At 65.1% G+C, this 24,068-nt stretch carries 25 protein-coding genes and 2 pseudogenes; 17 read left to right on the plus strand and 10 right to left on the minus strand.

Annotated elements, in window-relative coordinates; genetic code table 11:
* Positions 1 to 19: 19 nt before the first annotated feature.
* Both QCE83_RS18430 and QCE83_RS18435 read left to right on the plus strand, forming a co-directional pair.
* Entirely contained in the window at positions 20 to 895 is an 876-nt protein-coding gene (locus QCE83_RS18430; protein ID WP_309813875.1) for a TauD/TfdA family dioxygenase, read from the plus strand.
* A gap of 3 nt (positions 896 to 898) precedes the next feature.
* A complete protein-coding gene (locus QCE83_RS18435; protein ID WP_309813878.1) occupies positions 899 to 1,786 on the plus strand; it encodes a MaoC/PaaZ C-terminal domain-containing protein in 888 nt (295 codons plus the stop codon).
* A 10-nt stretch (positions 1,787 to 1,796) separates the two neighbouring features.
* Here the strand turns inward: QCE83_RS18435 and fabG are convergent, their stop codons facing one another.
* From fabG to QCE83_RS18470, 7 genes are read right to left on the minus strand one after another with little or no spacing between them, the layout of a single operon-like run.
* On the minus strand, positions 1,797 to 2,549 hold the full coding sequence (fabG, locus tag QCE83_RS18440; protein ID WP_309813881.1) for a 3-oxoacyl-ACP reductase FabG: 753 nt from the start codon (positions 2,547 to 2,549) through the stop codon (positions 1,797 to 1,799).
* 26 nt (positions 2,550 to 2,575) lie between these two features.
* Entirely contained in the window at positions 2,576 to 3,733 is a 1,158-nt protein-coding gene (locus QCE83_RS18445; RefSeq protein ID WP_309813884.1) for an acyl-CoA dehydrogenase family protein, read from the minus strand.
* A 2-nt stretch (positions 3,734 to 3,735) separates the two neighbouring features.
* Positions 3,736 to 4,944, minus strand: coding sequence for an acetyl-CoA acetyltransferase (locus tag QCE83_RS18450; protein ID WP_309813888.1), 1,209 nt, complete (start codon positions 4,942 to 4,944; stop codon positions 3,736 to 3,738).
* Positions 4,945 to 4,960: 16 nt separating this feature from the next.
* The gene (locus QCE83_RS18455; RefSeq protein ID WP_309813891.1) at positions 4,961 to 6,412 is read right to left on the minus strand and encodes an OB-fold domain-containing protein; all 1,452 of its coding nucleotides are present in this window, start codon (positions 6,410 to 6,412) and stop codon (positions 4,961 to 4,963) included.
* 25 nt (positions 6,413 to 6,437) lie between these two features.
* Positions 6,438 to 7,316 carry a MaoC/PaaZ C-terminal domain-containing protein gene (locus QCE83_RS18460; protein ID WP_309813895.1) on the minus strand — a complete coding sequence of 293 codons (879 nt, stop codon included), beginning with the start codon at positions 7,314 to 7,316 and terminating at the stop codon, positions 6,438 to 6,440.
* Entirely contained in the window at positions 7,313 to 8,212 is a 900-nt protein-coding gene (locus tag QCE83_RS18465) for an SDR family NAD(P)-dependent oxidoreductase (protein WP_309813897.1), read from the minus strand. Before QCE83_RS18465 ends, QCE83_RS18460 begins: the two co-directional genes overlap by 4 nt.
* A gap of 22 nt (positions 8,213 to 8,234) precedes the next feature.
* The gene (locus QCE83_RS18470; protein ID WP_309813899.1) at positions 8,235 to 9,017 is read right to left on the minus strand and encodes a glutaredoxin domain-containing protein; all 783 of its coding nucleotides are present in this window, start codon (positions 9,015 to 9,017) and stop codon (positions 8,235 to 8,237) included.
* 160 nt (positions 9,018 to 9,177) lie between these two features.
* On the opposite strand from QCE83_RS18470, the gene QCE83_RS18475 reads away from it, so the two are divergent.
* Genes QCE83_RS18475 through QCE83_RS18515 form a run of 9 tightly spaced genes read left to right on the plus strand, consistent with a single transcriptional unit; the run spans position 9,178 to position 17,877 of the window.
* A complete protein-coding gene (locus QCE83_RS18475) occupies positions 9,178 to 10,440 on the plus strand; it encodes an acyl-CoA dehydrogenase family protein (RefSeq protein WP_309813902.1) in 1,263 nt (420 codons plus the stop codon).
* Positions 10,437 to 11,123: a TetR/AcrR family transcriptional regulator gene (locus QCE83_RS18480; protein ID WP_309813904.1), complete on the plus strand. Its 687-nt coding sequence runs from the start codon at positions 10,437 to 10,439 to the stop codon at positions 11,121 to 11,123. Before QCE83_RS18475 ends, QCE83_RS18480 begins: the two co-directional genes overlap by 4 nt.
* The gene (locus QCE83_RS18485) at positions 11,113 to 12,456 is read left to right on the plus strand and encodes an AMP-binding protein (protein WP_309813905.1); all 1,344 of its coding nucleotides are present in this window, start codon (positions 11,113 to 11,115) and stop codon (positions 12,454 to 12,456) included. The genes QCE83_RS18480 and QCE83_RS18485 overlap by 11 nt, the downstream gene beginning before the upstream one ends.
* The gene (locus tag QCE83_RS18490) at positions 12,453 to 13,259 is read left to right on the plus strand and encodes an SDR family oxidoreductase (protein ID WP_309813907.1); all 807 of its coding nucleotides are present in this window, start codon (positions 12,453 to 12,455) and stop codon (positions 13,257 to 13,259) included. Before QCE83_RS18485 ends, QCE83_RS18490 begins: the two co-directional genes overlap by 4 nt.
* Complete coding sequence (locus tag QCE83_RS18495; RefSeq protein WP_309813912.1) at positions 13,256 to 14,053, plus strand: enoyl-CoA hydratase-related protein; 798 nt, start codon at positions 13,256 to 13,258, stop codon at positions 14,051 to 14,053. The genes QCE83_RS18490 and QCE83_RS18495 overlap by 4 nt, the downstream gene beginning before the upstream one ends.
* 44 nt (positions 14,054 to 14,097) lie before the next feature.
* The gene (locus QCE83_RS18500) at positions 14,098 to 15,183 is read left to right on the plus strand and encodes an ABC transporter substrate-binding protein (RefSeq protein ID WP_309813914.1); all 1,086 of its coding nucleotides are present in this window, start codon (positions 14,098 to 14,100) and stop codon (positions 15,181 to 15,183) included.
* Between the two features lie 10 nt (positions 15,184 to 15,193).
* Positions 15,194 to 16,081: an isocitrate lyase/phosphoenolpyruvate mutase family protein gene (locus QCE83_RS18505; protein WP_309813918.1), complete on the plus strand. Its 888-nt coding sequence runs from the start codon at positions 15,194 to 15,196 to the stop codon at positions 16,079 to 16,081.
* Between the two features lie 3 nt (positions 16,082 to 16,084).
* Entirely contained in the window at positions 16,085 to 17,350 is a 1,266-nt protein-coding gene (locus QCE83_RS18510; RefSeq protein ID WP_309813920.1) for an aconitase/3-isopropylmalate dehydratase large subunit family protein, read from the plus strand.
* Entirely contained in the window at positions 17,347 to 17,877 is a 531-nt protein-coding gene (locus tag QCE83_RS18515; protein ID WP_309813922.1) for a 3-isopropylmalate dehydratase, read from the plus strand. Before QCE83_RS18510 ends, QCE83_RS18515 begins: the two co-directional genes overlap by 4 nt.
* 319 nt (positions 17,878 to 18,196) lie before the next feature.
* Here the strand turns inward: QCE83_RS18515 and QCE83_RS18520 are convergent.
* Positions 18,197 to 18,320, minus strand: a pseudogene (locus tag QCE83_RS18520) (histone deacetylase family protein); the annotation flags it as partial.
* 113 nt (positions 18,321 to 18,433) lie between these two features.
* Between QCE83_RS18520 and QCE83_RS18525 the strand changes: the two are divergent.
* Positions 18,434 to 18,924 (plus strand): annotated as a pseudogene (locus QCE83_RS18525) (Lrp/AsnC family transcriptional regulator).
* A 27-nt stretch (positions 18,925 to 18,951) separates the two neighbouring features.
* Positions 18,952 to 19,692, plus strand: coding sequence for a dienelactone hydrolase family protein (locus QCE83_RS18530; protein ID WP_309813926.1), 741 nt, complete (start codon positions 18,952 to 18,954; stop codon positions 19,690 to 19,692).
* Positions 19,693 to 19,699: 7 nt separating this feature from the next.
* On the opposite strand, the gene QCE83_RS18535 is transcribed toward QCE83_RS18530, so the two are convergent.
* Complete coding sequence (locus tag QCE83_RS18535; RefSeq protein ID WP_309813929.1) at positions 19,700 to 21,181, minus strand: HD domain-containing phosphohydrolase; 1,482 nt, start codon at positions 21,179 to 21,181, stop codon at positions 19,700 to 19,702.
* A gap of 139 nt (positions 21,182 to 21,320) precedes the next feature.
* Between QCE83_RS18535 and QCE83_RS18540 the strand changes: the two genes are divergently transcribed.
* The 4 genes from QCE83_RS18540 (at position 21,321) to QCE83_RS18555 (ending at position 23,621) form a co-directional block, all read left to right on the plus strand.
* A complete protein-coding gene (locus tag QCE83_RS18540) occupies positions 21,321 to 21,908 on the plus strand; it encodes a DUF308 domain-containing protein (protein WP_309813933.1) in 588 nt (195 codons plus the stop codon).
* Positions 21,820 to 22,725, plus strand: a complete 906-nt coding sequence (locus tag QCE83_RS18545) for an N-acyl homoserine lactonase family protein (protein ID WP_309813935.1) — start codon at positions 21,820 to 21,822, stop codon at positions 22,723 to 22,725. Before QCE83_RS18540 ends, QCE83_RS18545 begins: the two co-directional genes overlap by 89 nt.
* Positions 22,726 to 22,877: 152 nt before the next feature.
* Positions 22,878 to 23,195 carry a hypothetical protein gene (locus QCE83_RS18550; RefSeq protein ID WP_309813939.1) on the plus strand — a complete coding sequence of 106 codons (318 nt, stop codon included), beginning with the start codon at positions 22,878 to 22,880 and terminating at the stop codon, positions 23,193 to 23,195.
* Between the two features lie 45 nt (positions 23,196 to 23,240).
* On the plus strand, positions 23,241 to 23,621 hold the full coding sequence (locus QCE83_RS18555) for a hypothetical protein (RefSeq protein WP_309813942.1): 381 nt from the start codon (positions 23,241 to 23,243) through the stop codon (positions 23,619 to 23,621).
* Positions 23,622 to 23,654: 33 nt separating this feature from the next.
* Here QCE83_RS18555 and QCE83_RS18560 read toward each other — a convergent pair whose 3' ends face one another.
* Positions 23,655 to 24,047, minus strand: a complete 393-nt coding sequence (locus QCE83_RS18560) for a hypothetical protein (RefSeq protein ID WP_309813945.1) — start codon at positions 24,045 to 24,047, stop codon at positions 23,655 to 23,657.
* Between the last annotated feature and the right edge of the window lie 21 nt (positions 24,048 to 24,068).

The raw sequence follows: 24,068 nt of genomic DNA on the forward strand, positions 1-24,068 counted from the left end.
ACATCACACGGATTCCATCATGACGTTCACGTTGAAACCTCTTGCGTCGGCGATCGGCGCGGAAGTGGTCGGGCTCGATCTGCGCGCAGCAATCGACGACGACACCATCGCCGCGCTGCGCGACGCCTGGCATCGTCATACGATCCTGCTGTTTCGCGGCCAGTCGCTCGATCATGCGCAGCATGTTGCATTCAGCCGCCGCTTCGGCGCGCTCGACGACCACGCTTCCATTCCGCGCTTCCGGCATCCGGAGCATCCGGAAATCCTGCTGGTGACCAATCACGAAGCGGGCGGCAAGCGGCTCGCGGTGGGCCGGCAATGGCACTCCGATCTGTCGACCACCACGCGTCCCGCCAAGGGCTCGCTGCTGTATTGCTCGGTGCTGCCGCCGGTCGGCGGCGACACCATGTTCTGCAACATGGTGCGGGCGTGGGAGACGCTTTCGCCTGGCCTTCAGTCGATGCTTGACGGCCGCTGGGCGCTGCATGACATGACCGTCGCGCGCGAGACGCGGGCCAACCGCACGCCGGAAGATCTCGCCGACATTCGCCGGCGCAACCCGCCCGTGTTTCAGCCGGTCGCGCGCGTGCACGATGAGGCAGGTCACAAGGCGCTCTACGTGAGCGAGATGACGACAATTTCCTTCGAGGACATGACGCGCGCCGAAAGCCGGCCATTGCTCGAATACTTGTATCAGCACAGCGTGCAGCCGGAGAATGTCTATCGGCACCGCTGGCAGGTCGGCGATCTGATGATGTGGGACAACCGCAGCGCCATGCATATCGCGCTCTCCGACTACGACCAGACGCAGCCGCGCATGATGTATCGCACCACGCTGCTCGGCAATCCGAGCGGACGCGTCGCCGAGGAAGCGGCGCTCGCCCTCACCGCCTGACGCATGTCCGCACACGCGCCGCTGGATCCGGCGCAACTGCAGAACTGGCCGATCGATACCCTCTCGCAGCGCTACACCGCCCGTGACGTCATGTTCTATGCGCTGTCACTGGGCATCGGCCAGGCGCCGCTGGACCCGGCACAACTCGCGTACGTCTATGAGGAAGGCCTCGCTGTATTGCCGGCCTTCGCCACCGTCCTCGCCGATCCCGGCCCCTGGCTCGGCGATCCGCGTCTCGGGCTCGACTGGCCCGGCATGCTGCATGGTGCGCAGCGCATCGAGCTTCATCGTCCGCTTGCAACCGCTGCACATGTGCGCAGTGAAAGCCATGTGATGGCCGTGGAGGATCTCGGCCGCGAGCGCGGTGCGCGCGTCGTGACGAGACGCAAGCTGTTTGATGCCGACGATGGCGCGCCCATCGCCACGCTCGACATGACTTCGATCCTCCGCAGCCATGGAGGATTCGACTCCACACCTCGCGTGCGTGAATCAGCGCAACGCGATGAGCGAAGAGCCGCAAGCCGTCATGCATTCGACTACACCGTGCCGCCGCAAACCGCGCTTCTGTTTCGCCTGAACGGCGACATGAACGGCCTGCATGCCGATCCCGCCATCGCCCGCGCGGCAGGATTCCCGCAACCCATCCTGCACGGCATGGCGAGCTTCGGCATCGCGGGCTACATGCTGTTGCGCGCGCTGGAACGGCGCGCCGTCGAACTCCGCGAAATGGAAGCGCGTTTCAGCGTGCCCGTGTTTCCAGGCGACACGCTGCGCATCGAAGCATCCAGCCTGACCTCCGTTGAAGGCGAGCAGCTCTCTTTCGACGTGTTCGCCCTCGAACGCAACGTGAAGGTCATGACGCGCGGGGCCGCGCGCTTCGGCCCCGCCTGACGCCTGAGTTTCAGTACCGGCCGCCGGAGACGTGCAGGAGATCGCCGCTCACATAGCTCGCGCGCTCGGACAGCAGGAACGCCACCGCGTCCGCGACATCGGACGGATTGCCCATGCGCGGCACCGGCGTGGTCTTCTCCGCAGCTTCGCGCACCTTGTCGTAGTGAGGCAGATCGCGCACCGCCTGCGTGTCGATGATGCCCGGCGCAATCGCATTCACGGTCACGCCAAAGCGCCCGTTCTCCAGCGACATCGCCCGCGTGAAACCGATCAAACCCGCCTTGGCCGCCGAGTAGTTCGCCTGCCCCGGATTGCCCAGATGCGCACGCGACGAGATATTGACGATGCGTCCCCAGCGCTGGCTTTCCGCCGTCATGTGCGGCAACACGGCGCGCGTACACAGAAAGGCGCCCTTCAGGATGACATCCACAACGCTGTCCCAGTCGCCGACGCCCATCTTCGTGATGCGCATGTCGCGGGTGAATCCCGCGTTGTTCACGAGCAGGTGCACGCTGCCCCATGTGTCCGCCACCGCCTCGACCATGTCGTTGACCGATGCTTCGTCGGTGACATCGACGGCATACGCGCGCGCCTCCACGCCCATCGTCTGGAGCTTGTCCGCTTGTGCTCGCGCACCGGCTCCATCGCGATCGACCACCGCGACGCGCGCGCCCTCCATCGCCAGACGCTCGCCGATTGCCGCGCCGATGCCGCGCGCGCCGCCGGTGACGATCGCCACCTTGTCCCTGAGTCCGAGATCCATTCCGCCGTTTCCCTGTTTTTATGAAGTCATGACGCCGCGGCACGCCGGGCGAGTTCCTTGCCGATGATGATCTGCTGAATCTGCGTCGTGCCTTCGTAGATGCGGAACAGCCGGACGTCGCGGTAGAAGCGCTCCACGGCGCTGTCGCGCATGTAGCCCGCGCCGCCGTGAATCTGCACGGCGCGATCCGCGATGCGGCCGACCATCTCCGAACAGAACAGCTTGCAGCACGACGCTTCGAGCGAGACACGCTCGCCCGCGTCATGGCGCCGGGCGACGTCGCGCAGCATGCATTCGGCGGCGTAGAGATCGGTCTGGCTGTCGGCGAGCATGGCCTGGATCAGCTGGAAGCTGGCGAGCGGCTCGCCGAACTGCGTCCGTCCGACCGCATACTGCGTGGCCTCGTGAAGAATGCGCCGCGCCTGCCCGACGCATACCGAGGCAACATTGATGCGGCCGCGATCGAGCGACTTCATGGCCGTCACGAATCCCCGGCCCGGTTCGCCACCGATGATCGCGCTCTGCGGCACCCGCACGTTTTCGAAGTACACGTCCGCCGACCAGGCGCCTGCCTGACCCATCTTCTTGTCCTTCGGGCCGACCGTCACGCCCGGCGTGTCCGCCGGCACGAGGAACGCGGTGACGTGCGCATTCTTCGGCAGCCGTTCCGGATGCGTGCGGGCCATGACGAGGAACAGCCCCGCGACCGGTGCGTTGGTGATGTAGCGCTTGCTGCCGTCGATGACCCAGCTGTCGCCGTCGAGCACGGCGCGCGTGCGCAGCGCGGCGCTGTCCGAGCCCGAATCGGGTTCGGTCAGGCAGAAGCTCGTGATGACTTCGCCGCTCGCGATCTTCGGCAGCCAGTGATCCTTCTGCGCCTGGGTGCCGTCCATCAGAATGCCTTGCGAGCCGAGCCCGAGATTGATGCCCACCGCCGAGCGGAAGGCCGCCGAGGCCCACGTCAGCTCGATGATGATCTCGATCTCTTCCGCGCAGACGAGCCCGAGGCCGCCGTACGCTTCGGGCGTCGAGAGTCCGAACAGGCCCATCTGGCGAAAGTCGTCGATGATGCCGGGCGGGATGCGGTCTTCTTCGGCGACCTGCTGCTCCAGCGGCACCAGTTTCTCGCGCACGTAACGGCGCACGGAGTCTTTCAGTTGTTCGAGGGTTTCGCGGTCGAGCATCGTCAGGCTCCGGCCAGGCCGACAATCGCGACCGCACTGACGTTCTGGTTCGGCATGCCGCCGAGGTTGTGCGACAGCGCGAACACCGGCGGCGTGCGCACCTGCCGCTTGCCCGCGCGGCCCAGCAATTGCAGATAGTTCTCGTAGATCATGCGCAGTCCCGATGCGCCGATAGGATGCCCGAAGCATTTCAGGCCGCCGTCGATCTGGCACGGATTGGCGCCGTCCGCGTCGAAGCGGCCGTCGAGCACGTCGCGCCAGCCTTCGCCGGGCTCGCTCACGTGCAGGTCTTCCATCGTCACGAGTTCGGTGACGGAGAAACAGTCGTGGACTTCCATCAGGCTCAGTTGCTCGCGCGGCTTCGTGATGCCCGCTTCGTCGTAGGCGCGTTGTGCGGCAATACGTGTGGTATGGAAATAACTGCCGTCCCAGCCCGCGCCCTGCAGTTCCCAGCCGTTCGATACCGCCAGTTGCAGCGCCTTCACCGTCACGAGTTCGCCGCCCTTGCCGAGCGCGCGGGCAATCTCCGGCGTCGTGACGATCGCGCAGGCCGCGCCATCCGAGACGCCGCAGCAGTCGTACAGGCCGAGCGGCTCGGCCACCATCGGCGCGTTCAGCACGGTGTCCATGTCCACGGCACGGCGCAGATGCGCCTTCGGATTGTTGACGCCGTTCGCATGGCTCTTGACCGAGACGTGCGCCATCGCGCGTTTGAGATCGTCACGCGAGACGCCGTGCCGCGCGCGATACGCACCGGCAAGCTGGGCGAAGTTGCCGGGCGCCGATCCCACCACGCCGATCATGTCGAACGTGGTGCCGCGCGTGCGCACCGGCAGGCCGCCGTAACCCGTGTCCTTCAGTTTCTCGACTCCCAGCGCGAGCGCGATGTCCGCCGCGCCGGAGGCCACCGCATAGACCGCGCCGCGAAAGGCCTCGGTGCCCGACGCGCAATAGTTCTCCACTTTCGTGACCGCAATGTCGTGCAGCCGCAGCGCCATGGCGAGCGGAATGCCCGACGGCCCGATGTTCATCGCGTCGAAGCCCACCGACAGCCACGCCGCGTCGATCTGCGCGGTCTCGACGCCCGCATCGGCAAGCGCCTCCGTATAGGCTTCGACCATGAGATCGTCGGCATCGTCGTTCCAGCGCTCGCCGAAGCGCGCGCAGCCCATGCCGAGTATCGCTACCTTGTCCCGAATGCCTTTGGGCATGTTGATTCGCTCCTTGTCAGGCGGGCATCGCCTTCCAGAAATATTTGACGAAGCCGCGCCGCTCATCGACGGACTTGATTCGAAAGCTCATGCGCATGGCCCGGCCGACTTCGATCTGATCCGCATCGGCGTCCGTGAACTCCGCCAGCATGCGGCCGCCGCCGTCGAACTCGACCATGCCGTAGCAACCCGGCGGATCCGGCGTGAAGGCCAGCCGATCCGCCGTGAAGGTCAGCACGCGCGCGGTGCGTTCGGCGAGCGGATAGGGTTCGAGCGTCGCGCTGCGCGCATCGTGCGATCCCACGGCGATGCCGGTCGGCGGGTATTGCACCGCGCCGCTTTCCGGATCGCGCCCGCCGACCAGACCGAGCACCGCCGACCGGTTGCGATACAGCGCCGTGAGCGGCTGCTTCTGCTCGAACTCGGCGCGCATGCCCGTGTCCAGGCCGATGCCGCCCGTGAAGAACAGATACTTGAGGTAGTTCGCTTCGGGCTTGCCGCGCGCGAGCCAGCCCGACACGCCGCGTTTCGTCGCGTGCGCCTGGGTGGCGATGGCGGGCGTGGTCTCGAAGATCAGCACGTCCGCGCCCTGTCCGAAGCCGAGCAGCACGATCCGCTCGCCCGGCTGCGCGCGTTCGAGCGCATGCGCCAGCAACACGAGCGGCTGCGCGCAGCCGGCATGGCCGAGCGTGGCGCCGAGCGTGTCCACGATGGCGCTCGCCGGCACGCCGCAGGTCCGGGCCAGCGCTTCGGCGACGCCACGCACCGGAATCGGCACGATCAGGCGATGCACGTCCTCGCCGGCCAGGCCGAACTTTGCGAGCGCCTGCGTCAGCGCGTCGCCGGCAATGCGGCCGTAGCCTTCATCGCGCACCCAGCGCGCTTCCCAGCCGTAGTCGAAACTGGCGTCGCTGCCGCGAAAATGATCGACGAAATCGATCGAGACCGAATGGCTGCCGATGAAACGCGCAATCGGTTCGCCGCGGCCCAGCACGAACGCGGCGGCGGCATCGCCGTTGATCAGTTCCGCCTCCGAGGCAGGCTTCGCGGCCGCGCGCTCGGATGCGATGCAGAGCGTGTGCGCGGCATCGGCCGAGGCTGCCCCGCGCAAAGCCTGGATCAGCGCGCCCGTGCCCGCTTTCTGGCTGCCGGTGATGTCCTGGGTGAACACGTCGTCGGCGAGATTGAGTGCTTCCTTCACGATGCCGGCGTTCTGCCGGTCCGCGAACGGCAGACTCGTCGAGGCGAGCATCAGCGTGCCGATTTCCCCGCGCGCCGCTTCGGGTGCGGCGTCGCGCGCGGCTTCCACCGCGAGCGTGAGCGCGTCTTCGTCCCAGTTCGCCATCGCCCGCTCGCCTTTGCCATGCGCCTTCAATGCCGGCGCGAACCACGCGTGCGCCGCGCTCACCGACGCGCGCTGCAGGCGCAGACGCGGAACATACGCGCCGCAAGCCAAGATTCCAATCATTGCTGTATCCGTCAGGTTGAAGGCTTCAATGCCATTGAAAGCGGCCATTGCCGAGGACGACCGCATCGCGTTCCGCGACGCGCGCGACGAACGACGCCTCGCCAGCGCCGGTGACCCAGATGTCGGTGACGATCGTCTCGCCCGGATAGACCGGCTTCGAGAAGCGGCAGTCCATGCGCGAGAAGCGCGCGGCATCGCCGTCGCACAAGGCGTCGGTCAGCGCGCGTGCCGCCACGCCATAGGTGCACAGGCCATGCAGGATCGGCCGCGCAAAGCCCGCCGATTCGGCGATATGCGGATCGATATGCAACGGATTGCGATCGCCGCTCAGCCGGTACAGCAACGCCTGATCGTCCCGGGTGGCGAGCGCGACCGACTTGTCCGGCGCGCGTTCCGGCAGCGCGTGGGGCGTCGGCGCTGCATCGTCATGCGGGCCCGCCGAGCCGCGTCCGCCGTCGCCACGCAGAAAGGTGGCGCGACGTTCGGTCGCGAGCAACTGGCCGCTCTCGCTCGCATACAGGTCGCGCCGCGAGTACAGCAGCGCACCCTTGTCGGCGCCCTTGTCGACGATGCGCTCGACCCTCAGCACGCTGCGGATGCTGCCTTCGCAAGGCAAGGGCGCGAACACTTCCAGCGACTGCTCCGCATGCAGCACCTTGCGCCAGTTCACGCCATATTGCGGCTCCTTCAACCAGAAGCCGGGCCAGGCGAGCACCACGGCCATCGTCGGGCAGACCTGCAGCCGGTCTTCGTAGACGTATCGCAAGGTGGAAGCCGAGGTCGCCGCATCGCTGCCGACACCGATGCCCAGCGCATACAGCATCACGTCGCGCACATCGTGCGTCGCGACGGTCTCGCGCGGCGGCGCTGCCACCAGGCGCGCCGGTTCGAACGCGGCGTTCATGCCGGATCCCACGCGAACACATCCGATGAGCGCTGCAAGGGCTGCAAGGTCGGGCGGAAAGCGGGCAGCAGGTCCGAGGCGAGCGTATCGACACTCCAGCCTTCGGCGCGCTGCATCGAACGCACGGGGCGCGGCAGGGAAAACAGGAAGATTTCGTTCTTGCGCGCGCAGAACACCTGCCCCGTGACGTCCTTCGAAAGGTCGGAGCACAGGAACGCGGCAAGCGGCGCCACCTTGTCGGCGGACATGGTCTTGAGCCGCTCCACGCGCGCCTTGTCCGCTTCGGTTTCCGCCGGAATCGATGCCGTCATGCGGCTCCACGCGAACGGCGCGATGCAGTTGGAACGCACGTTGTAGCGCTGCATGTCCAAGGCAATCGACGTCGAGAGGCCGACGATGCCCATCTTCGCCGCCGCATAGTTCGCCTGGCCCAGGTTGCCGACCAGTCCTGACGTCGACGTGAAATGAACGAACGCGCCGCTGCCCTGTTCCTTGAAATGAACGGCCGCCGCTTTCGATACATAGAAATAGCCGTTCAAATGCACATCGACGACGTCGCGCCATTCGGCATGGCTCATCTTGTGGAACATGCGGTCGCGCAGAATGCCGGCATTGTTGACCACGGCGTCGATGCGGCCGAAGTGCTGCACCGCATCCTCGACGATGGACGTCGCGCCCTGCTCGTCGGCGATGCTCGCCGTGTTCAACACCGCGCGCCCGCCGGCCTTCACGATCTCCTCGACCACCTCCGCACCGGGATTCGGCTCGTTGCCGTCCGCACCGCCATAGTCGTTCACGACCACCGCCGCGCCCTCGCGCGTGCACAGCAGCGCAATCTCCCGGCCAATCCCGCGTCCCGCCCCCGTTACCGCCACTACCTTGTCGATCAGCTTCACGTCGTCTCCGTTGTTGAAAGCATTATTTGTCGTCGTCCCACGCTTTTTCGGGCAGCGGCAGGCCGGCCAGGTCGGCGGGCGTGAACGGCTCGCGGACCGCATGGCCTTGCGCCTCGATCACCGCCGTCAGTTGCCGCGCATGTTGCATCGCATGCCAGGTCGTGCGTTCGAGCACTTCGTGCAGGGATTGCTCGCCCCAGTAGGTGGGCTGCATGGCAGAGAAGTCGTCGTCGCGATGCATCTGCCACCAGCGGTTGAAGCGCGCGAGCACCGCTTCCCCGTAGGTCAGTACGTCCTGACCCGGCACCACTTCATGCGTGCCGCGCATCGTCATTTCGTACGTGAGTTCACGCTGTTCCTCGACCGCTTCGAGATACGCCTCGACCACGCGGAACACGTGATGAGCCAGTCCGCGCGGCGGCGCCCAGCTGTTGCGGAACGGACCGTCGAGCACGTCGTCCGGCAACTGCTTCACGAAGCCACGCGCCTTTGTAATGGTGAGGTTGACCCGCTCCGCCAGCGTGGCCGGCGTCAGCCGCGTGTCGTCGGGGATATCGAGTTCGAGGAAGGTCTTTATGTCCGCAAGCGACTGGCAATACACATAGCGCGTCCCGATGGCGAGCACCGGCACGCTGCGGGCGCCGAGACTGCGCAACTCCTCCATGGCGCCCGCCTGCGCCGCCACGTTCACCGATTCGAACGCGATGCCATGCCGCGTCAGAAACTCCTTGGTACGCAGACAGCTTGAACAACCCGGCGCCCAGAACACCCTGAGCGGCTGTGCAGCCGTTTCCTGTGCGTGCATCGCGTGTCTCCTGTTGATCGGTTTGCAGCCTTTGGGGCGGGCTTTCCCTGCCCTGCGCGCTGTTGACCGAAAACATACTCGTTAGTATGATGCGCTGACCGAGCATACTACACAGTATTTTTTTGGGTCAACCGTTTCGAACCTGGCAGGGTCCTGGCGAATGAATATTTCCGAACGCGCAGCCGTTGCAGCACAGAGTGAAGAGAGGGCGCATGAAGGGCCCGCAAACGGCGCCACGCGCGGCATCCGTCCGACGCGCGAAGTCGTGTGGCAGCCACAGCTGAACGCTGCGGAAACGCATTGGCGCGATCTTGCCGCTGAGTTGTCCGCCACCTACTTCGCACCGCTTGCGGCCGAGATCGACGCGAGTCAGCGCTATCCGCTCGAGACCGTGCAGCGCCTGCGCGACAGCGGCATCGCCAGCATGGTGCTGCCCGCGCGCCACGGCGGCGGCGGCGCGAGCCTGGTCGCGTATTGCGCGGTGGTGGAAGAGATCGCGCAGACCTGTGCTTCGACGAGCGGCATCGTCGCCACCATCCAGCTCGGCGCGGCGCCTCTTCTGCTGCTGCGCGACGAGGCGCTCAAGAGCGAACTGCTGCGCGGCCTCATCGAGCGCGGCGAAGCCATTTCGTTCGCGTTGAGCGAACGCCACGCGGGCTCCGATCCCGCGTCGATGCAGACCCTGGCGACACCTGAAGACGGCGGCTGGCGCATTCGCGGCGAGAAGTGCTGGATCGGCGGCGGGGGCGCTGCGCACTGGTACGTCGTGTTCGCGCAGACCGAGGCGGGCGCGGGCAAGCACGGCATCGCCGCGTTTCTCGTCGATGCAAAGGCGCCCGGCGTCGACGACAGCCAGCTCGAAGACAAAATGGGCATGCGCGGCACCCGCACCGCGACGATCGAACTCGATACCTGGGTCGCACAGGCGCGCATGCTCGCGCCGCCGGGCGATGGCTTGCGCATGGCGTTCGGCTCGCTCGATGTGGGCCGCATCGGCGTGGCCGCACAGGCTTGCGGCATGGCGCTGGCCGCTTTCCGCCTGGCCGTGGAGTATGCTGCGAAGCGGCGCACGTTCGGTCAGTTGCTGATCGATCATCAGGCGCTCGGTTTCAATCTCGCCGATCTCGCGGCCCGCCTGTCCGCAGCCCGCGCTCTCACCTACGAAGCGGCGCGCGCCCATGACAACGGCCTCGACGTTTCCGTGCTGGCCGCCCAGGCCAAGCTGATCGCGAGCGAAACGAGTCACGACGTGATCGATGCCGCGCTGCAGATCTTCGGCGGCGCGGGTTACGTGAAGCCGAATCCGGTGGAACGTCTGTACCGCGACCAGCGTGTCACTGAAATCTACGAGGGCACTTCCGAGATCCAGCGCCTGCTCATCGCGCGCGCGATCCGTGCCCAGGCAACAGGAGAATCCGCATGACGGTCGAAGTCGAATCCCGCCCGGCGCGCAGCCGCGCGGCTCAGCCGAAAGCATCGAAGTCCGCCGACGACGACAGCAGCAGCGTCGCCCAGATCCTGCACGCGGCGGCGAGCGCGTTCATGCTCAAGGGCTACGCCGCCACCAGCATCGACGATGTCGCCGAGGTGCTCGGCTGTACCAAGGGCCGCATCTATCACCACTTCAAGAGCAAGGCCGACCTGTTCTTCCAGGTGCATGGCGCGGCCATGCAGATGGTCACGAACGCGGTTGCCACGGCGGCGGAAGGCGTTGCCGATCCCATCGCCCGCATTGCCGCGATGTCCCGCGCGCATGTGCTGATCATCATGAGCAACATCGAGTTCCAGTGCGTGGTCGTGCAGGGTCTCGACATGCATCTGCACGGCCAGACCACGCCGGCGCAGCGCAAGGTGCTCAAGGAATTCCTGGCCATGCGCGACCGGTATCAGGCCTTGTTCGTCGGCGCGATCGAAGAGGCGATGGCGGCGGGGTCGCTGCCGCAGCAGGACACGCACGTGGTCGTGAAGGCGCTGCTCGGCGCGCTCAACTGGACGACAATCTGGTATCGCCCGCGTCGCACTGAAACGGTCGCGGAACGCAACGCCACCGCCGACAGCGTGGCCGCGTTCTGCGTGCGCGGATTGGGAGCGACGTATGCAGGCTGACACGCTCACGCCGGCGGATACGCCGCGCGACGCCTGCGAGACCTGGACGCGTGAAGCAATCAGCGCCTATCAGCTCGGGCGCCTGCGCGAGCAGCTCGACTACGTCGGCGAGCACAGTGTCTACTACCGTCGCCTGTTTGCGGAACACGGCTTTCGCGCCGCGCAGCTGACGAGCCTCGACGATTTGCGCGCGCTGCCGTTCACCCGCAAGCGTGACTATGTGGATTCGATCGGCCGCGTGCCGCCTTATGGCGAGTTCCAGGCCGCCGCGCCCGCCGACGTGCGGCGCATCCACTTTTCCTCGGGCACCAGCGGTGCGCCTGCGCCGCAATACTGGACCGAGGCCGACCTGGATCGCTGGGCCGGACTCTACGCACGTTACGCCCATGCGCAAGGCGTGCGGCCCGGCGACGTCTACCAGTGCCTGTTCGGCTATGCATGGTTCGTTGGCGGTCTTGGCGCGACGGCGGGCTATCAGAAGCTGGGCGCGACCTGCATTCCCGGCGGCAGCGCCGACTCCGAGAGGCAGATCCGCTCGATCTTCGAATACGGCGTCAGCGTGATCACCGCGACGCCATCCTTCGTCGCGCATCTGGCCCAGACCGCGCGTTCGATGGGCCTCGACGCACGCGAGTCTCCGGTCCGGCACATCATGCTCGGCGGCGAGACCGGTGCGAGCGTGCCGGCTACGCGCGAGCGTCTCGAAGCCGAATGGAACGCGAAATGTTTCGATGCGTACGGCAGCCTCGAATTCCAGACCATCGGCCAGGACTGCCATGCGCAGAGCGGCCCGCATCTGGCGGAAGACTTCGCCTACGCGGAAATCGTCGATGACGAGGGTCAACCGGTTGCCGACGGCACGCCGGGCGTGCTGGTGCTCACGCATCTGGACAAGCAGGCGGGTCCGCTCGTGCGCTGGTGGACCGGCGATGTCGTCGTACGCGACAGCAGCCGCTGCGCCTGTGGACGTACGCACGCGCGTCTGCCGGGCGGCGTGCGCGGCCGTGCCGACGACATGTTGGTCATTCGCGGCGTGAACGTGTTTCCCTCATCGGTCGAGCAAATCGTGCGCGGCTTCGAGGGACTCAGCAGCGAGTATCAGATCGTGCTCGATCCCTCTGTATGCGATGCCCGCACCGGCTTCCTGACCGGCTTCCGCTTGCGCGTCGAACTGGAAGGCGCGGCACTCGGCGCGGACGTGGCAGAAAGGCTCGCGCATGAGATCCGCGAGAAGCTGCAAGTCCGCGCGACCGTCGATATCGTGCCGGCCGGAAGCTTGCCGCGCAGCACGCACAAATCGAAGCGCGTGGTCCGCGAAGGACTCGACACGTGAATGCGTCCGCACCGGTCCTCGCCCCGTCCGCACTGCGCGGCAAACGCATCTATGTGACCGGAGCGGGCTCGGGCATCGGACGCGCCATTGCGTGCCGGGCCGCGGCGCTGGGCGCCACGGTCGGCGGTTGTGGCCGGCATGCCGAAGGCCTTGCCGAGACCGGACGCATGATCGCGGACGCGGACGGTGCGTTTCTTTACGACATCTGCGACGTGCGCGACGCCGGGGCCCTGCGTTCCGTGTTGCATGCCTTCGCGGGCGACCACGGCCTGGACGGCCTCGTCAACAATGCGGGCGGCCAGTTTGCCGCGCGCGCCGAACAGATCTCGCCCAAGGGCTTCGCGGCAGTTGTCGATCTCAACCTCAATGCAGTGTTCGCCGCGTCGCGTGCCGCGCACGACGCGATGCCGCACGGCGGCGCCATCGTCAACTTGTCGATCTGTCCCGCCGAGCGCGGCGGTCTCGGACTGGCGCATGCGGTAGCGGCGCGCAGCGGCGTGGCCGGACTGACGCGTGCGCTCGCGCTGGAATGGGGTGGACGCGGCATTCGCGTGAACAGCGTGGCTCCGGCGGCGGTGGAAACAGACGCGTTCGTCGCGTCCTATGGCGCCGATGCAAAGGCGCTCGGCGCTAAGACGCCGCTCGGCCGCAATGCGAGCGTCGGCGAGATTGCCGAACTCGTGTCGTTCCTGCTGAGCGATGCGGCAGCGCTCATCACCGGACAACTGCTGCGCATCGATGGCGGCGCGTTTCTCGGCGCGCCGATCGACCTTCGCCCCGTGCACGAGGAGACACTGGCATGAGCGATGAAACTGCAAGCGACACAAGCGCTCCCGTGCGCTGCGAAACGCATGGCGCCGTCCTGCTGATCCGGCTGAACCTGCCGGACAAGCGCAATGCGCTCGTGGCCGAACTGCGTGAAGGCCTGATCGCGGCGCTCGAGTCCGCGCAGCAGGACGAGGCGTGCCGCGCGATCGTCGTCACCGGCAACGGTACGAGCTTCTGTGCGGGCGGCGATCTCGACGGCCTGCGCGATCACGATCCCCTCAACGTGCGTGCGCGCATGCGGCGCGGCCAGCAGCTCATCCGCCTGATCGCGGCCGGCGACAAGCCCGTGATCGCCGCCGTCAACGGCGCAGCGCACGGCGCGGGACTGTCGATCGCGGCGGCGTGCGATTTCGTCGTCGCAAGCCAGACGGCGAAGTTCGGCGCCGTGTTCGGCAAGCTCGGCCTGATGGCGGACTTCGGTCTGCTGTGGACGCTGCCGCGTCGCATCGGCATGGCGCAGACCCGGCGCGTGCTGTTCGCGAGCCGCGTGCTCGATGCCCGGGAAGCAGCCACGCTCGGCCTCGTGGATCAGCTTGCCGAACCCGCTGCGTTGCTCGCCGATGCCCTCGCGCTCGCCGAGTCGTTCAGCGACGCCGCACCCGTCGCCGTGGCGATGACGAAGGCCGCGCTCGCCAAGCCCATCGAGTCCCTGGACGCCGCACTCGCGCTCGAACTCGAAGGCCAGACCCTGCTCTTTTCCACCGAGGATTTCGTCGAAGGCCGCAGCGCATTTCGTGAGCGCAGAACGCCGCAATTCAAAGGCCGATAACAGACACCACGGCCCCATTCATAAAAAGCAAGGAGACACGCATCATGACCCGTTCGACCCGCGCCCGCCTGACGCTGTGCGCCCTCGCCGCTTCACTCCCGCTCGTCGCGGCGCCGGGCATCGCTCTCGCGCAGGACATGCAGAAGATCACGATGGCGGTGGGCACCACGGTCATCGATGCATCGCAGGCCAACAACACGTCCATCCCGCTCTACACCAAGTGCTGGCAGAAGCAAGGTCTCGACGTCACCATCCAGCCGATCAACTCGACCGCCGGCATGCAGGCGGTGCTCTCGGGTCAGGCGCAGTTCGTCAACATGGCGCCCGGCGCGGCGATCGTTGCGCGGTCCAAAGGCGCGCCGATCAAGGCGGTCTATCTGAACATCCGCCACAACTTCCAGTTTCCGGTCGTGCTGGATTCGAGTCCGATCAAGAGCATCAAGGACTTCAAGGGCAAGACGATCGGCGTGATTTCCTATGGCGCGGTGCTCGTCAACATCATCAAAGGACAGATCGCCGAGGCGGGTCTCGATCCGGACAAGGACGTGACCTTCGTCGAGACCGGCACCGGCGCGCAAGCCATTACGGCGCTGCGCAGCGGCAAGGTCGATATCTGGGGAACCTGGGACTCGCAGATCGCGCTCGCAGAAGACATGGGCCTCAAGCTGCGTGTGTTCAAGTCGCCTTCCGCGGAGAAGCTCACGTTCGGCAGCGCCTATTTCGTGCGCGACGACTACACGAAGTCGCACCCGGAAGTGATCGAAAAGCTGCTGCGCTGCGTCGTGCAGGGCACGCAGATCACGATGGCCGATCCGCAGGGCGCCATTCGTGCGCACTGGGAAGAGTTTCCCGCCAGCAAGCCGACGGGTCTTTCGGACGCGGCCGCGATGAAACAGGCACTGGCGCTCGTCAACATGCGCATGAACTACCTGAAGACCGACTCGGGCGAAAAGATGGGCGAGACGCCTTCAGCATCGGCCGCCGCCATGGTCGATTTTCTGAAGGCGAACAAGCAGCTCGCCGGGCCGCTCGATCCGAAGGACGTGTACACCAACCAGTTCATTCCCGCCGCCAACCAGTTCGACGCGCAAGCGGTCAAACAGGCAGTGGCGACGCTGCCGAAGTCGTGAGGCCAGTCATATGAGTTCTTCTTTGTCGCAGGATGCAAGCAAGGGGGCGCGCGTGCGCGCGATGCTCGCGAGACGCGAGGCGGTGGCGGTGCCGGGAACGCACGACGCACTCGGCGCGATGCTCATCGAGGCCGCGGGCTTCGAGGCCGTGTACATGTCGGGCTATTGCGTGGCGGCGAGCCGTGGCAAGCCGGACATCGGCCTCATCAGCGGATCGGAGATGATCGCGCAGGCGGCGCAGATTGTCGCGGCAGTGAATGTGCCGGTAATCGCCGATGCGGACACCGGTTACGGCGATGTGTCCAACATCGCGGAAACCGTTCGCGCGCTCGAACGCGCGGGCGTAGCGGCGATGCACCTCGAAGACCAGATGTCGCCGAAGCGTTGCGGCGCGATGTCAGGCAAGGCGCTCGTCGACGATGCTGAGATGGCCGGCCGGCTGCGCGCCGCGTTGCTCGCACGCCGTTCCCCGGATTTCCTCGTCATCGGACGCACGGACGCGGTGGCGCTGCACGGCATCGGCGAGGCGATCCGCCGTCTGAAGGCCATGGCCGCGCTCGGCGTCGATGCGGTGATGGTCCCGTCGCTGTCGTCGCTGGACGAGTGCCGCGCGGTGGCCGAGGCGGTGAATATCCCGGTCATCCACACGGTCGCTGAAACCATCCGGCCGCTGCAGCCGCAGCGCGAACTGGCGCAGACGGGACTGGGCATGTCGCTCTATCCGATCACGCTCATTCAGGGCATCGTCGGCTGGCAGCGCACGCTGCTGCAACGCTTGAAAGAGGAAGGCAGCACGGCCGCGATGGTGCCGGACATGGCGCCGCTCGCGCAGATCACCGAGATGCTCGGCGCGTCGCACTATGCGGCGTTCGAGCGCCAGGTCGTGAAGGGAGCATGATTCATGGTCGCGACGCTGCTACAAAAAATCCTGGCGCGTGCAAGCGGGCGCGCGCACGTCGAACCGGGCGAGGTGATCTGGGCAACGCCCGATCTGACGACGATGCCCGAGGTGTCGTATCCCGCGTATGTGAAGCGGCTCGCGGATATCGGCATCGACACGCTTGCGCATCCCGAGCGCCTCGTCGTTGCCATCGACCACGAGACGCCGGCCCACAGCGTGGCCGCCGCCGATCGCAACCGTCTCACGCGGCAACTCGCCGTGAAGATGCAGGTCGGCCATCTCTTCGACAGCGAAGGCATTACGCATCCGCTGACCATCGAACGCGGGCTGGTGGCGCCCGGCATGTTCGTCGCGGGCGCGGATACGCATACGCCGGGACTCGGCGGCGTCGGCGCGCTGGCGATTCCTTTCGGCATCGAAGTGACCATGATCATGGCGACCGGCCGCATCTGGCTCAAGGTGCCCCGGACGATTCGCGTGCGCGTGCACGGCGTGCTGCCTGCGGGCGTCACGGCGCGGGATGTCGTGCTGCATGCGATGCGGCTCATCGACGCAGACGAGGCGAACGAGAGCGTCATCGAATACAGCGGGAACGCTATCGAAAGGCTTTCCGTGCCGGAGCGCTGCACGATCTCCGGCCTGAGTGTCGATATGGGCGCCGATGCGGGCGTGGTACCCGCGGATGCACGCACGCTCGACTATCTGCGCGAAGCGGGCATGCAAGCACCCTCACTCCTGCGCGGCGATGATGACGCGCCCTGCCTGCGCACGATCGATATCGATGCCGGCACGCTCGAACCGCTCGTCAGCATTCCGCCCTCGCCGACGCACGTGCGCACGGCGGCGGAACTGGGCGGTGTCGAGATTCAGCATGCGTATATCGGTTCCTGTGCATCCGGGAGTCTCGCGGAACTGCGCGCGGCGGCTGATGTATTGAAGGGCCGAAAAGTCCACGACAACGTGAAGCTGCTGGTCATTCCCGCGACGCGGCGCGTGCATGAACAGGCGATGGCCGAAGGCGTGCTGGGCGTGCTGATGTCGGCCGGCGCGCAGATCGCGCCATCGACGTGCGGACCTTGCTTCGGCGGCCTTGCGCAACTCGCGGCGGGCGAGGTGCGCATCAGTACCAGCACGCGCAACGACCCTGGCCGCATGGGCAGCCCCGATGCGCATATCTATCTGGCGAGCGCGCTGACGGTCGCCGCTTCGGCGCTTGCGGGCCGGGTAGCCGATCCGCGAGCCTTCCTGCAGGAGACGGTTGCATGACTGCCCCGCTGACGACGACAGGCCGAGTCTGGAAACTGCCCGACGATGTGTCGAGCGACGCGCTCATCCCCGCGAATCATGTTTTCAACTACGACCCGCGCGTGCTGCGCAAGCACCTGCTGCATGAGGTGCGTCCCGAGATCGCCGATGAAGCCCGGCCCGGCGACATGCTGATGGCCGGAAGACGCTTCGCTCACGGCAGTCAGCATAGCCATCCGTTTCTTGCCATGAAGGAGATCGGCCTGGGATTGCTGGCGATGCAGCTGACCCGTGCGCCGTACCGCATCTCGGTCTACATGGGCGTGCCCTTCCTCGAGATATCGGCGGCTGAATACGATGCCATCGCCGATGGCGAGACGCTCGAAATCGACTATCGAAACGGCGTGATCCGGCAGACCGCGAACGGCGTCGTGCATCGCGTGCCGACCTTGCCGCCGTTCGTGATGGACATCGTGTCGGCGGGCGGCGGGCTGGCTTATTTGCAGGCCCAGGCGTCGCCGGTGGGTAACGGGGTGCGTGGTGCCTGAGCGCACCGGCTCGTAGCGACGCATGTACTCATACCGTGGAAGATGCCGAAACAACGAAACCCGTTTGCTGTATTACCGGCTTGCTATAGCGCGAAGGCGCGCTCAACGCGAAGACCAGCCTGGATGCGTTCTGCATGGCGGCATGGCTCAGGCCGAACGCGTCCATGCCATTGGCGAAGTGTTCGCGCCAGAGAGATACCCAGCCCGGTTCCTATGCTCACCTTTTGCCATGCGCTCGCGGGAAGCACACGACTTCACGCGCGCCCTTCGAAGCCCAGAAGTACGTTCACCGCATTGACCTCGATCTCGTCGACTATGTAGCCGCCTTGACCTGACGGAGTATCGCTTGCACGGACGGGTTGTTCGAAGGATTCGGAGATTGCACCGTCCTTCAGTTCCACACCTTGACGAAGACTGTGATCGCTGCTGTAGATGGTAAGCATGGTGACTGCCGCGCTGGGACGGCCTAGGTCTAGTCACGCGTAGACGCACTCATTTTGCTTTTGGATGCGCGAAAGCCTACACTATTAGAAGGTTTGTCTAAGGATCGGGCCCAATGAGCACAAACCGCTCAAGACCTGTCATGGATCTGGTCGACCGGTCCATGCTGCGCCTCCTTCAGAATGACGGCACGCTTTCCAATGCCGCGCTTGGCGAACAGCTTTCCTTGAGCGTCACGCCGTGCTGGCGGCGACGCAAGCACCTCGAAGACAAGGGGTGATCACAGGCTATCAGGCCAACCTCAATCGACGCGCCATTGGCCTCGACCTGCTGGCCTTCGTGCATATCCGCATCAATATCCATTCCGACAAGACCGCCGATAACTTCGAGGCCGTCATGCGCGGCCGGCCGGAAGTGTTGTCGTGCCACAAGATCACCGGCGACGCAGACTACATTCTTCAGGTGGTGACGCCCGATCTCGACGCATACGGCGACTTCATCGAGCGTGTGTTGCGCAAGCAGGCGGGCATTGCCTCGATACAGTCGAGCGTCGCGCTGCGTGAGGTCAAGTCATCGTGGAAATACCCGATACCCGACGAGTCGTGATGGCTCGTTCATCGCAGGAGAAACAGCTTGCCTACGGAAAAAGTCACCATCGCGACCGCTGATGGAATGTGTCCCGCGTATGTCCTGTCGCCGGACGGCGTCGGACCCTGGCCTGCCGTGATCTTCTACGGCGATGCCGGCGGCATCCGGCCCGCCATGCTGGAGATGGCCACGAAGCTCGCGGACGCAGGCTATGTCGTCTTGTTGCCGGACCTTTACTATCGGTTTGGTCCTTATGAGCCGCTTGTACCGAAAGAAGTGTTCAAGGGCGATGTAATGGCCATCCTCGGCCCTCTCATGGCGACGACAGGAATCGACAAGATCACCCGCGATACCGGCGACTTCCTCGCCTGGCTCGACACGCGCAAGGACATTACGCACGGCAAGCTGGGCGCGGTGGGGTTCTGCATGGGCGGCGGCATGGCCATCGCGGCGGCGGCCACCTTCCCTGAGCGCTTCGCAGCGGTCGCCAGCTTCCACGGCGGCAATCTCGCGACCGACGCGCCAACGAGCCCGCATTTGCTCGTGGCCAATCTCAACGCGCAGGTGTATATCGCGAGTGCCGACAACGACGACAGCTATCCACCGGCGATGGCTGCCCGTCTCGAAGAGTCGTTGATCCATGCAGGCGTCGACTATCGCGCCGAGACCTACCCTGGCGCCTTGCACGGCTGGATGGTCCCGGACTTTCCCGTGTATGACCCGGACGCGGCTGAGCGAGGCTGGCAGGCGCTGTTCGACTTGTTCAAGCAGACGCTGCGAGCTTGAATCGGCATCAAAGCCAGCCCATCGCCGATGCCTTCAGCGTCGCGGCCGCGCGGGTCGAACATTCGAGCTTGCGAAAGATATTCTCGATATGTGTTCGCACCGTGCTCGGACTCAACGTGAGCTCGCGTGCGGCTTCCTTGTTGCTCGCGCCCCGCGAGATGGATCGCAGGACTTCGATCTCCCGTACCGAGAGCAGCACGCGCGCAGGCGCTTCGTTGACGGGCCGTCGGATCGGGCTGTCGGCGTCGGCGAGGAGCGCATCGACTGCGTCGCCATCCAGACGGCCGCCGGCCACGTCTTCGAGCAACTGCCGCGCGGCCTCGTCGGACGATAACGCGGGACGCCAGGGACGCGGCAAGCGCAGCGCAACCCAAGCCACCGACGCCGCCAGAACGCGTGCCTCCATGCTGATCGCCCGGTCGCGCACGCCGCGAAAATAGCCGGAGCCGTCGAGCCTTTCATAGGCATACGATGCGAGCTCGGCCGCTTCGCCGATCGCGCCCGCCAGACGTCCCGCACGCGAGGTCCAGTACGGCACCAGACGCACTTTCTCCCAGGCGCTTTCAGTGAGGCGCTCGCGCTGATTCCATACGGCATTGGGCACCGATGCCCGTCCGATCCCATGGATCAATCCGGCGTGATACACGCGCGCATGCGCCTCCGTATCCGGCGTGAGGCGACTACACGCCGCTGCCGCGGTGGCCGCAACCGTGCGCGAGAAGCCGGTCATCCACGGCAGTTTCAGATCGATGACATCCGCGACCAAAGCCGGCGACGTGCTGTGCTGCATGTGCCGGGTCAGCAATGCGGCATCGACCTCGGCGGATGACAGTTCGCTCAGTTGCTTCAGCCATTGCCGCGCATGCGTTGTCGCACGCTTCACGAGATCGGCGGGATAGCGCATGTCCGAGCGTTGCGCCAGTCGGGCCAGCGCGCCCTCCACGCCGAACACGCGGCTGTAGATCTCGAGATCGCCCGCCAGCGCGACGATGAAGACCGCCGCGGGCACAGCGTCGCCCGCGAGATGCGCAGGCAGGCCGCGGCCATCCCACGTCTCGAAGACATGGCGCAGCGCGGTCTCCGTGGATGCACTCAATCCGAGCATGCGCGCCACTTCGCCCGCGACCTCGCAGTGAATCACGGCGAGCGGCGTCAGCGCCGCGCCCGCGTCGCCGAGCGCTTCGAGCGGCTCTGCCCAGTCCGGGTGCTCTTCGAGCATGGCCTGGCGAAACGCCACGTCATCACCGAAGACCTGCGCGAAGCCTGCCGCGTTTGCCGTACACCCCGACCAGCGCAGCAAGGCCGCTTCACGAACCGCATCGCGATCCGCCGCAGGCAGCCCGGCCGCATCGGCGAGACGCGCGGCGAGCCATGCGGTGCGAGGCGAATGATCGGTGGGCTGGCCCATGCTCAGATCGCCGATGAAAGCCAGCGCCTTCACGCAATCGAACACGAGCAAGGGGAGACGGCTGGCTTCCGGAGGGGTCATGGATGTCAGCGAGGAAAGGGGCATCGGAAAGGCCCCACTATACGCGACAACGGTTTCCGGCCGCCTCGGTCATTCGACCGATGGCCGCGCGGCGCCATAACTGAGAACCTCTCGATCATCATCTTCAAGGGAGTTTCACATGTCGGAGCATCGAGTCACACAGGGACTGCAAGCCGCGGCTGAGCAATGGCTCAAACACTATTACTTCACTCGCGCGGCGGTTTCGATCATATGGGTAGGACTGGCGTTCGCAGCGGGCATGCATTCCACACTGGGCGCGGCGATCCTGCTGGTCCTTTACCCCGCATGGGACGCACTCGCCAACTATCTCGACCTCTCGCGCAGCGGCGGCAAGACGGACAACCGCACGCAGGCCATCAATGTAGCGATCAGCGCAGCCACCACCGCCGCCGTGATCATTGCATTGAAGACCGATCCGGCCTGGGTGCTCGGCGTCTTCGGCGTCTGGGCCATCCTGTCCGGTCTGCTGCAACTGGCTACAGCGCTGCGTCGCTGGAAGGAAACGGGTGCGCAATGGGCGATGATCCTGAGCGGCGCGCAATCCGCAGTCGCCGGGTGCCTGTTCCTCACGCTCGCGCCTACGCCGCTTCTTGCGGCCATTGCGAGAATCGCCGGCTATGCGGGCGTGGGAGCGGCGTACTTCCTCATCTCGGCGGTATGGCTCTCGGTCGGGCAGTTTCGACGCAGCCGGGCAAGGGTCTCGTGAACGAGCGGTCCAAACCTATACCGGAAGCTTCGCCATGCATGAACACGCCACCGTCGAGAAGATCTGCATTCTGGATGGAGGGATAGCGCGCGTCGAAGACGGCTCGATCTATTCGCCGGGCGTGAATGCCGGCGTGCCCGTGACGCTAAGTTGCAATGCCTATCTCATCCGCCACAGGAACAAGTGGCTGATGTGGGATACGGGCACGCCGGACCGCATCTACGCGGAGCCCGGCGGCGCGATCATGGCGCACGGCATTCGCGGCATCGTGACCCGGACGATCGCCTCGCAATTCGAAGTCATAGGCGTGTCCCCCGATGACATCGACATCATTCTGTTCTCGCATGCGCACTATGATCACGTGGGCAATGCGAAGCTGTTCAGGAATGCCCGATGGATCGTCCAGCGCGCGGAACACGATGCCATGTTCGGACCGCATCCCGAAGCATGGGGCTATCTTCCGGAGCTATACGATACGATGCGTCAGACCGACATCGAGATCGTGGAAGGCGATTGCGATGTGTTCGATGACGGCGCCATCCGCCTGCTTCATACTCCTGGACACACGCCGGGACATGGCTCCTTGCTGATACGCCTTCCGCAAACGGGCCCGGTTATCCTGAGCGGCGACGTCGCGCATAGCTGTTGCAACTTGAAGCATCGCAGGATTCCGCAATTCAATGCCGCGCCCCACGCCTCGCTCGAGTCAATGAGAAGAATCGAGGCAATCGCTGCAAAGGAAGGCGCTCGCATCTGGATCAATCACGATATCGCGCAGAGCGCCACGCTGCCCCACGCACCTGCTTGGATTGTTTGATCGCGCGTCAATTCCCTTCAAGATATGACAGCATTTTTTCAACCCTCCTTGAGCGGGGTGCAATTCACCACGCGAAAAGCTTGCAGCGCATGAGAGACCTGTTTATATTACGTAACGCTCTGTAAGCACTTACCAAGAAAAGGAAGTTAAACATGTTCAAGAGAGTTATGTTTTATGGCGCGGCTGCTTCTGCAATGTGTCTTGTTCTTTCAGCCTGCGGGGGCACACAGCTGAACATGACGGAGATGCAGACCACGACAGCAAAGACCTTGGGTCTTGCGTCTTCTGACGAGATCACGGTCACCAATGTCCAATACGTGAAGAAAAACGCGATTGGCGGCAGCAAGATCAGCTACGACGCCACCACGGCGCGCGGCCGCAAGTTCACCTGCACGGCTTTTGTGATTCCGGGGCTGACGCCTCTGGACAAGGCAACGTACACGGACGGCGAATGCCATCCGAGAACGTAACGCGAAGGTTGCGATTGTCCCGAGTCCATTTTCAGCGCCGCTAACATGAAAAAAATCTTTCTGATCGCCCTGCTTTTCTCTCTGGCTGCGTGCTCCACGGGTGGCGCAATGGGAGTGGGCAACGAGAAATTCGATCCGGTCTGGATCAAGCAGCATGTCGTGATCGGTAAATCGACGCAGCAGGATATCTATTCGCTGTATGGAGAACCCGAGAGCAAGCAGACCAGCGCGAATAACTCGGATACATGGATTTACTCCAAGAACCGCTCGGGGAATAACCTGCTTTCGATGGCCTCAGGAATGATTCCGGGCATGTCGACGGTGAATCAGGCCACCACGGTTGCCGACGTCCACACGAAAGAAGGCTATGGCAATACGCTCTGGTTCTGGTTCAAGAACGGAACCGTGACGAACTGGCATAACTGATCATCGCTGGCCGGTTGCGCGCAAGTCTCGGGATTAGCGATAAAGCTGAGACTTCGCGCCATTGCCGGCGCGGCTCCAGATCTCTGCATTGGTCAGGCTCGTCTGAATCAATTCAATCGGCATTCCGCCGTTGTCGATGACGGCAACGCGGAAATCGTCGAGCGGCTCGTAGGGTCCAAGAATGACAATATGCCCTTCAATCGCCGCTTCAAGATTGTCCACCTTGTAGGCAATGTGCGGCTGACTGCGCATGGGCTCGGCCAGCGTGCAGTTCGGGCCGAAGCGGTGCCATTGAATCGGCAGCGGGCTGGTGAGATCGTCCGACGTGTACATGTCGATGCTGGCCGCGTAGCGCTCGCCGGGCCGGTGTTCGCCGGTCGGGATGCCGATGTGATGCAGTTCGTAGGTCACGCCTTCGCGTCGCATGATTCTTCCCTTCTTGTCGCC

It is taken from the genome of Caballeronia sp. LZ034LL (assembly GCF_031451215.1).
Taxonomy (GTDB): Bacteria; Pseudomonadota; Gammaproteobacteria; order Burkholderiales; family Burkholderiaceae; genus Caballeronia.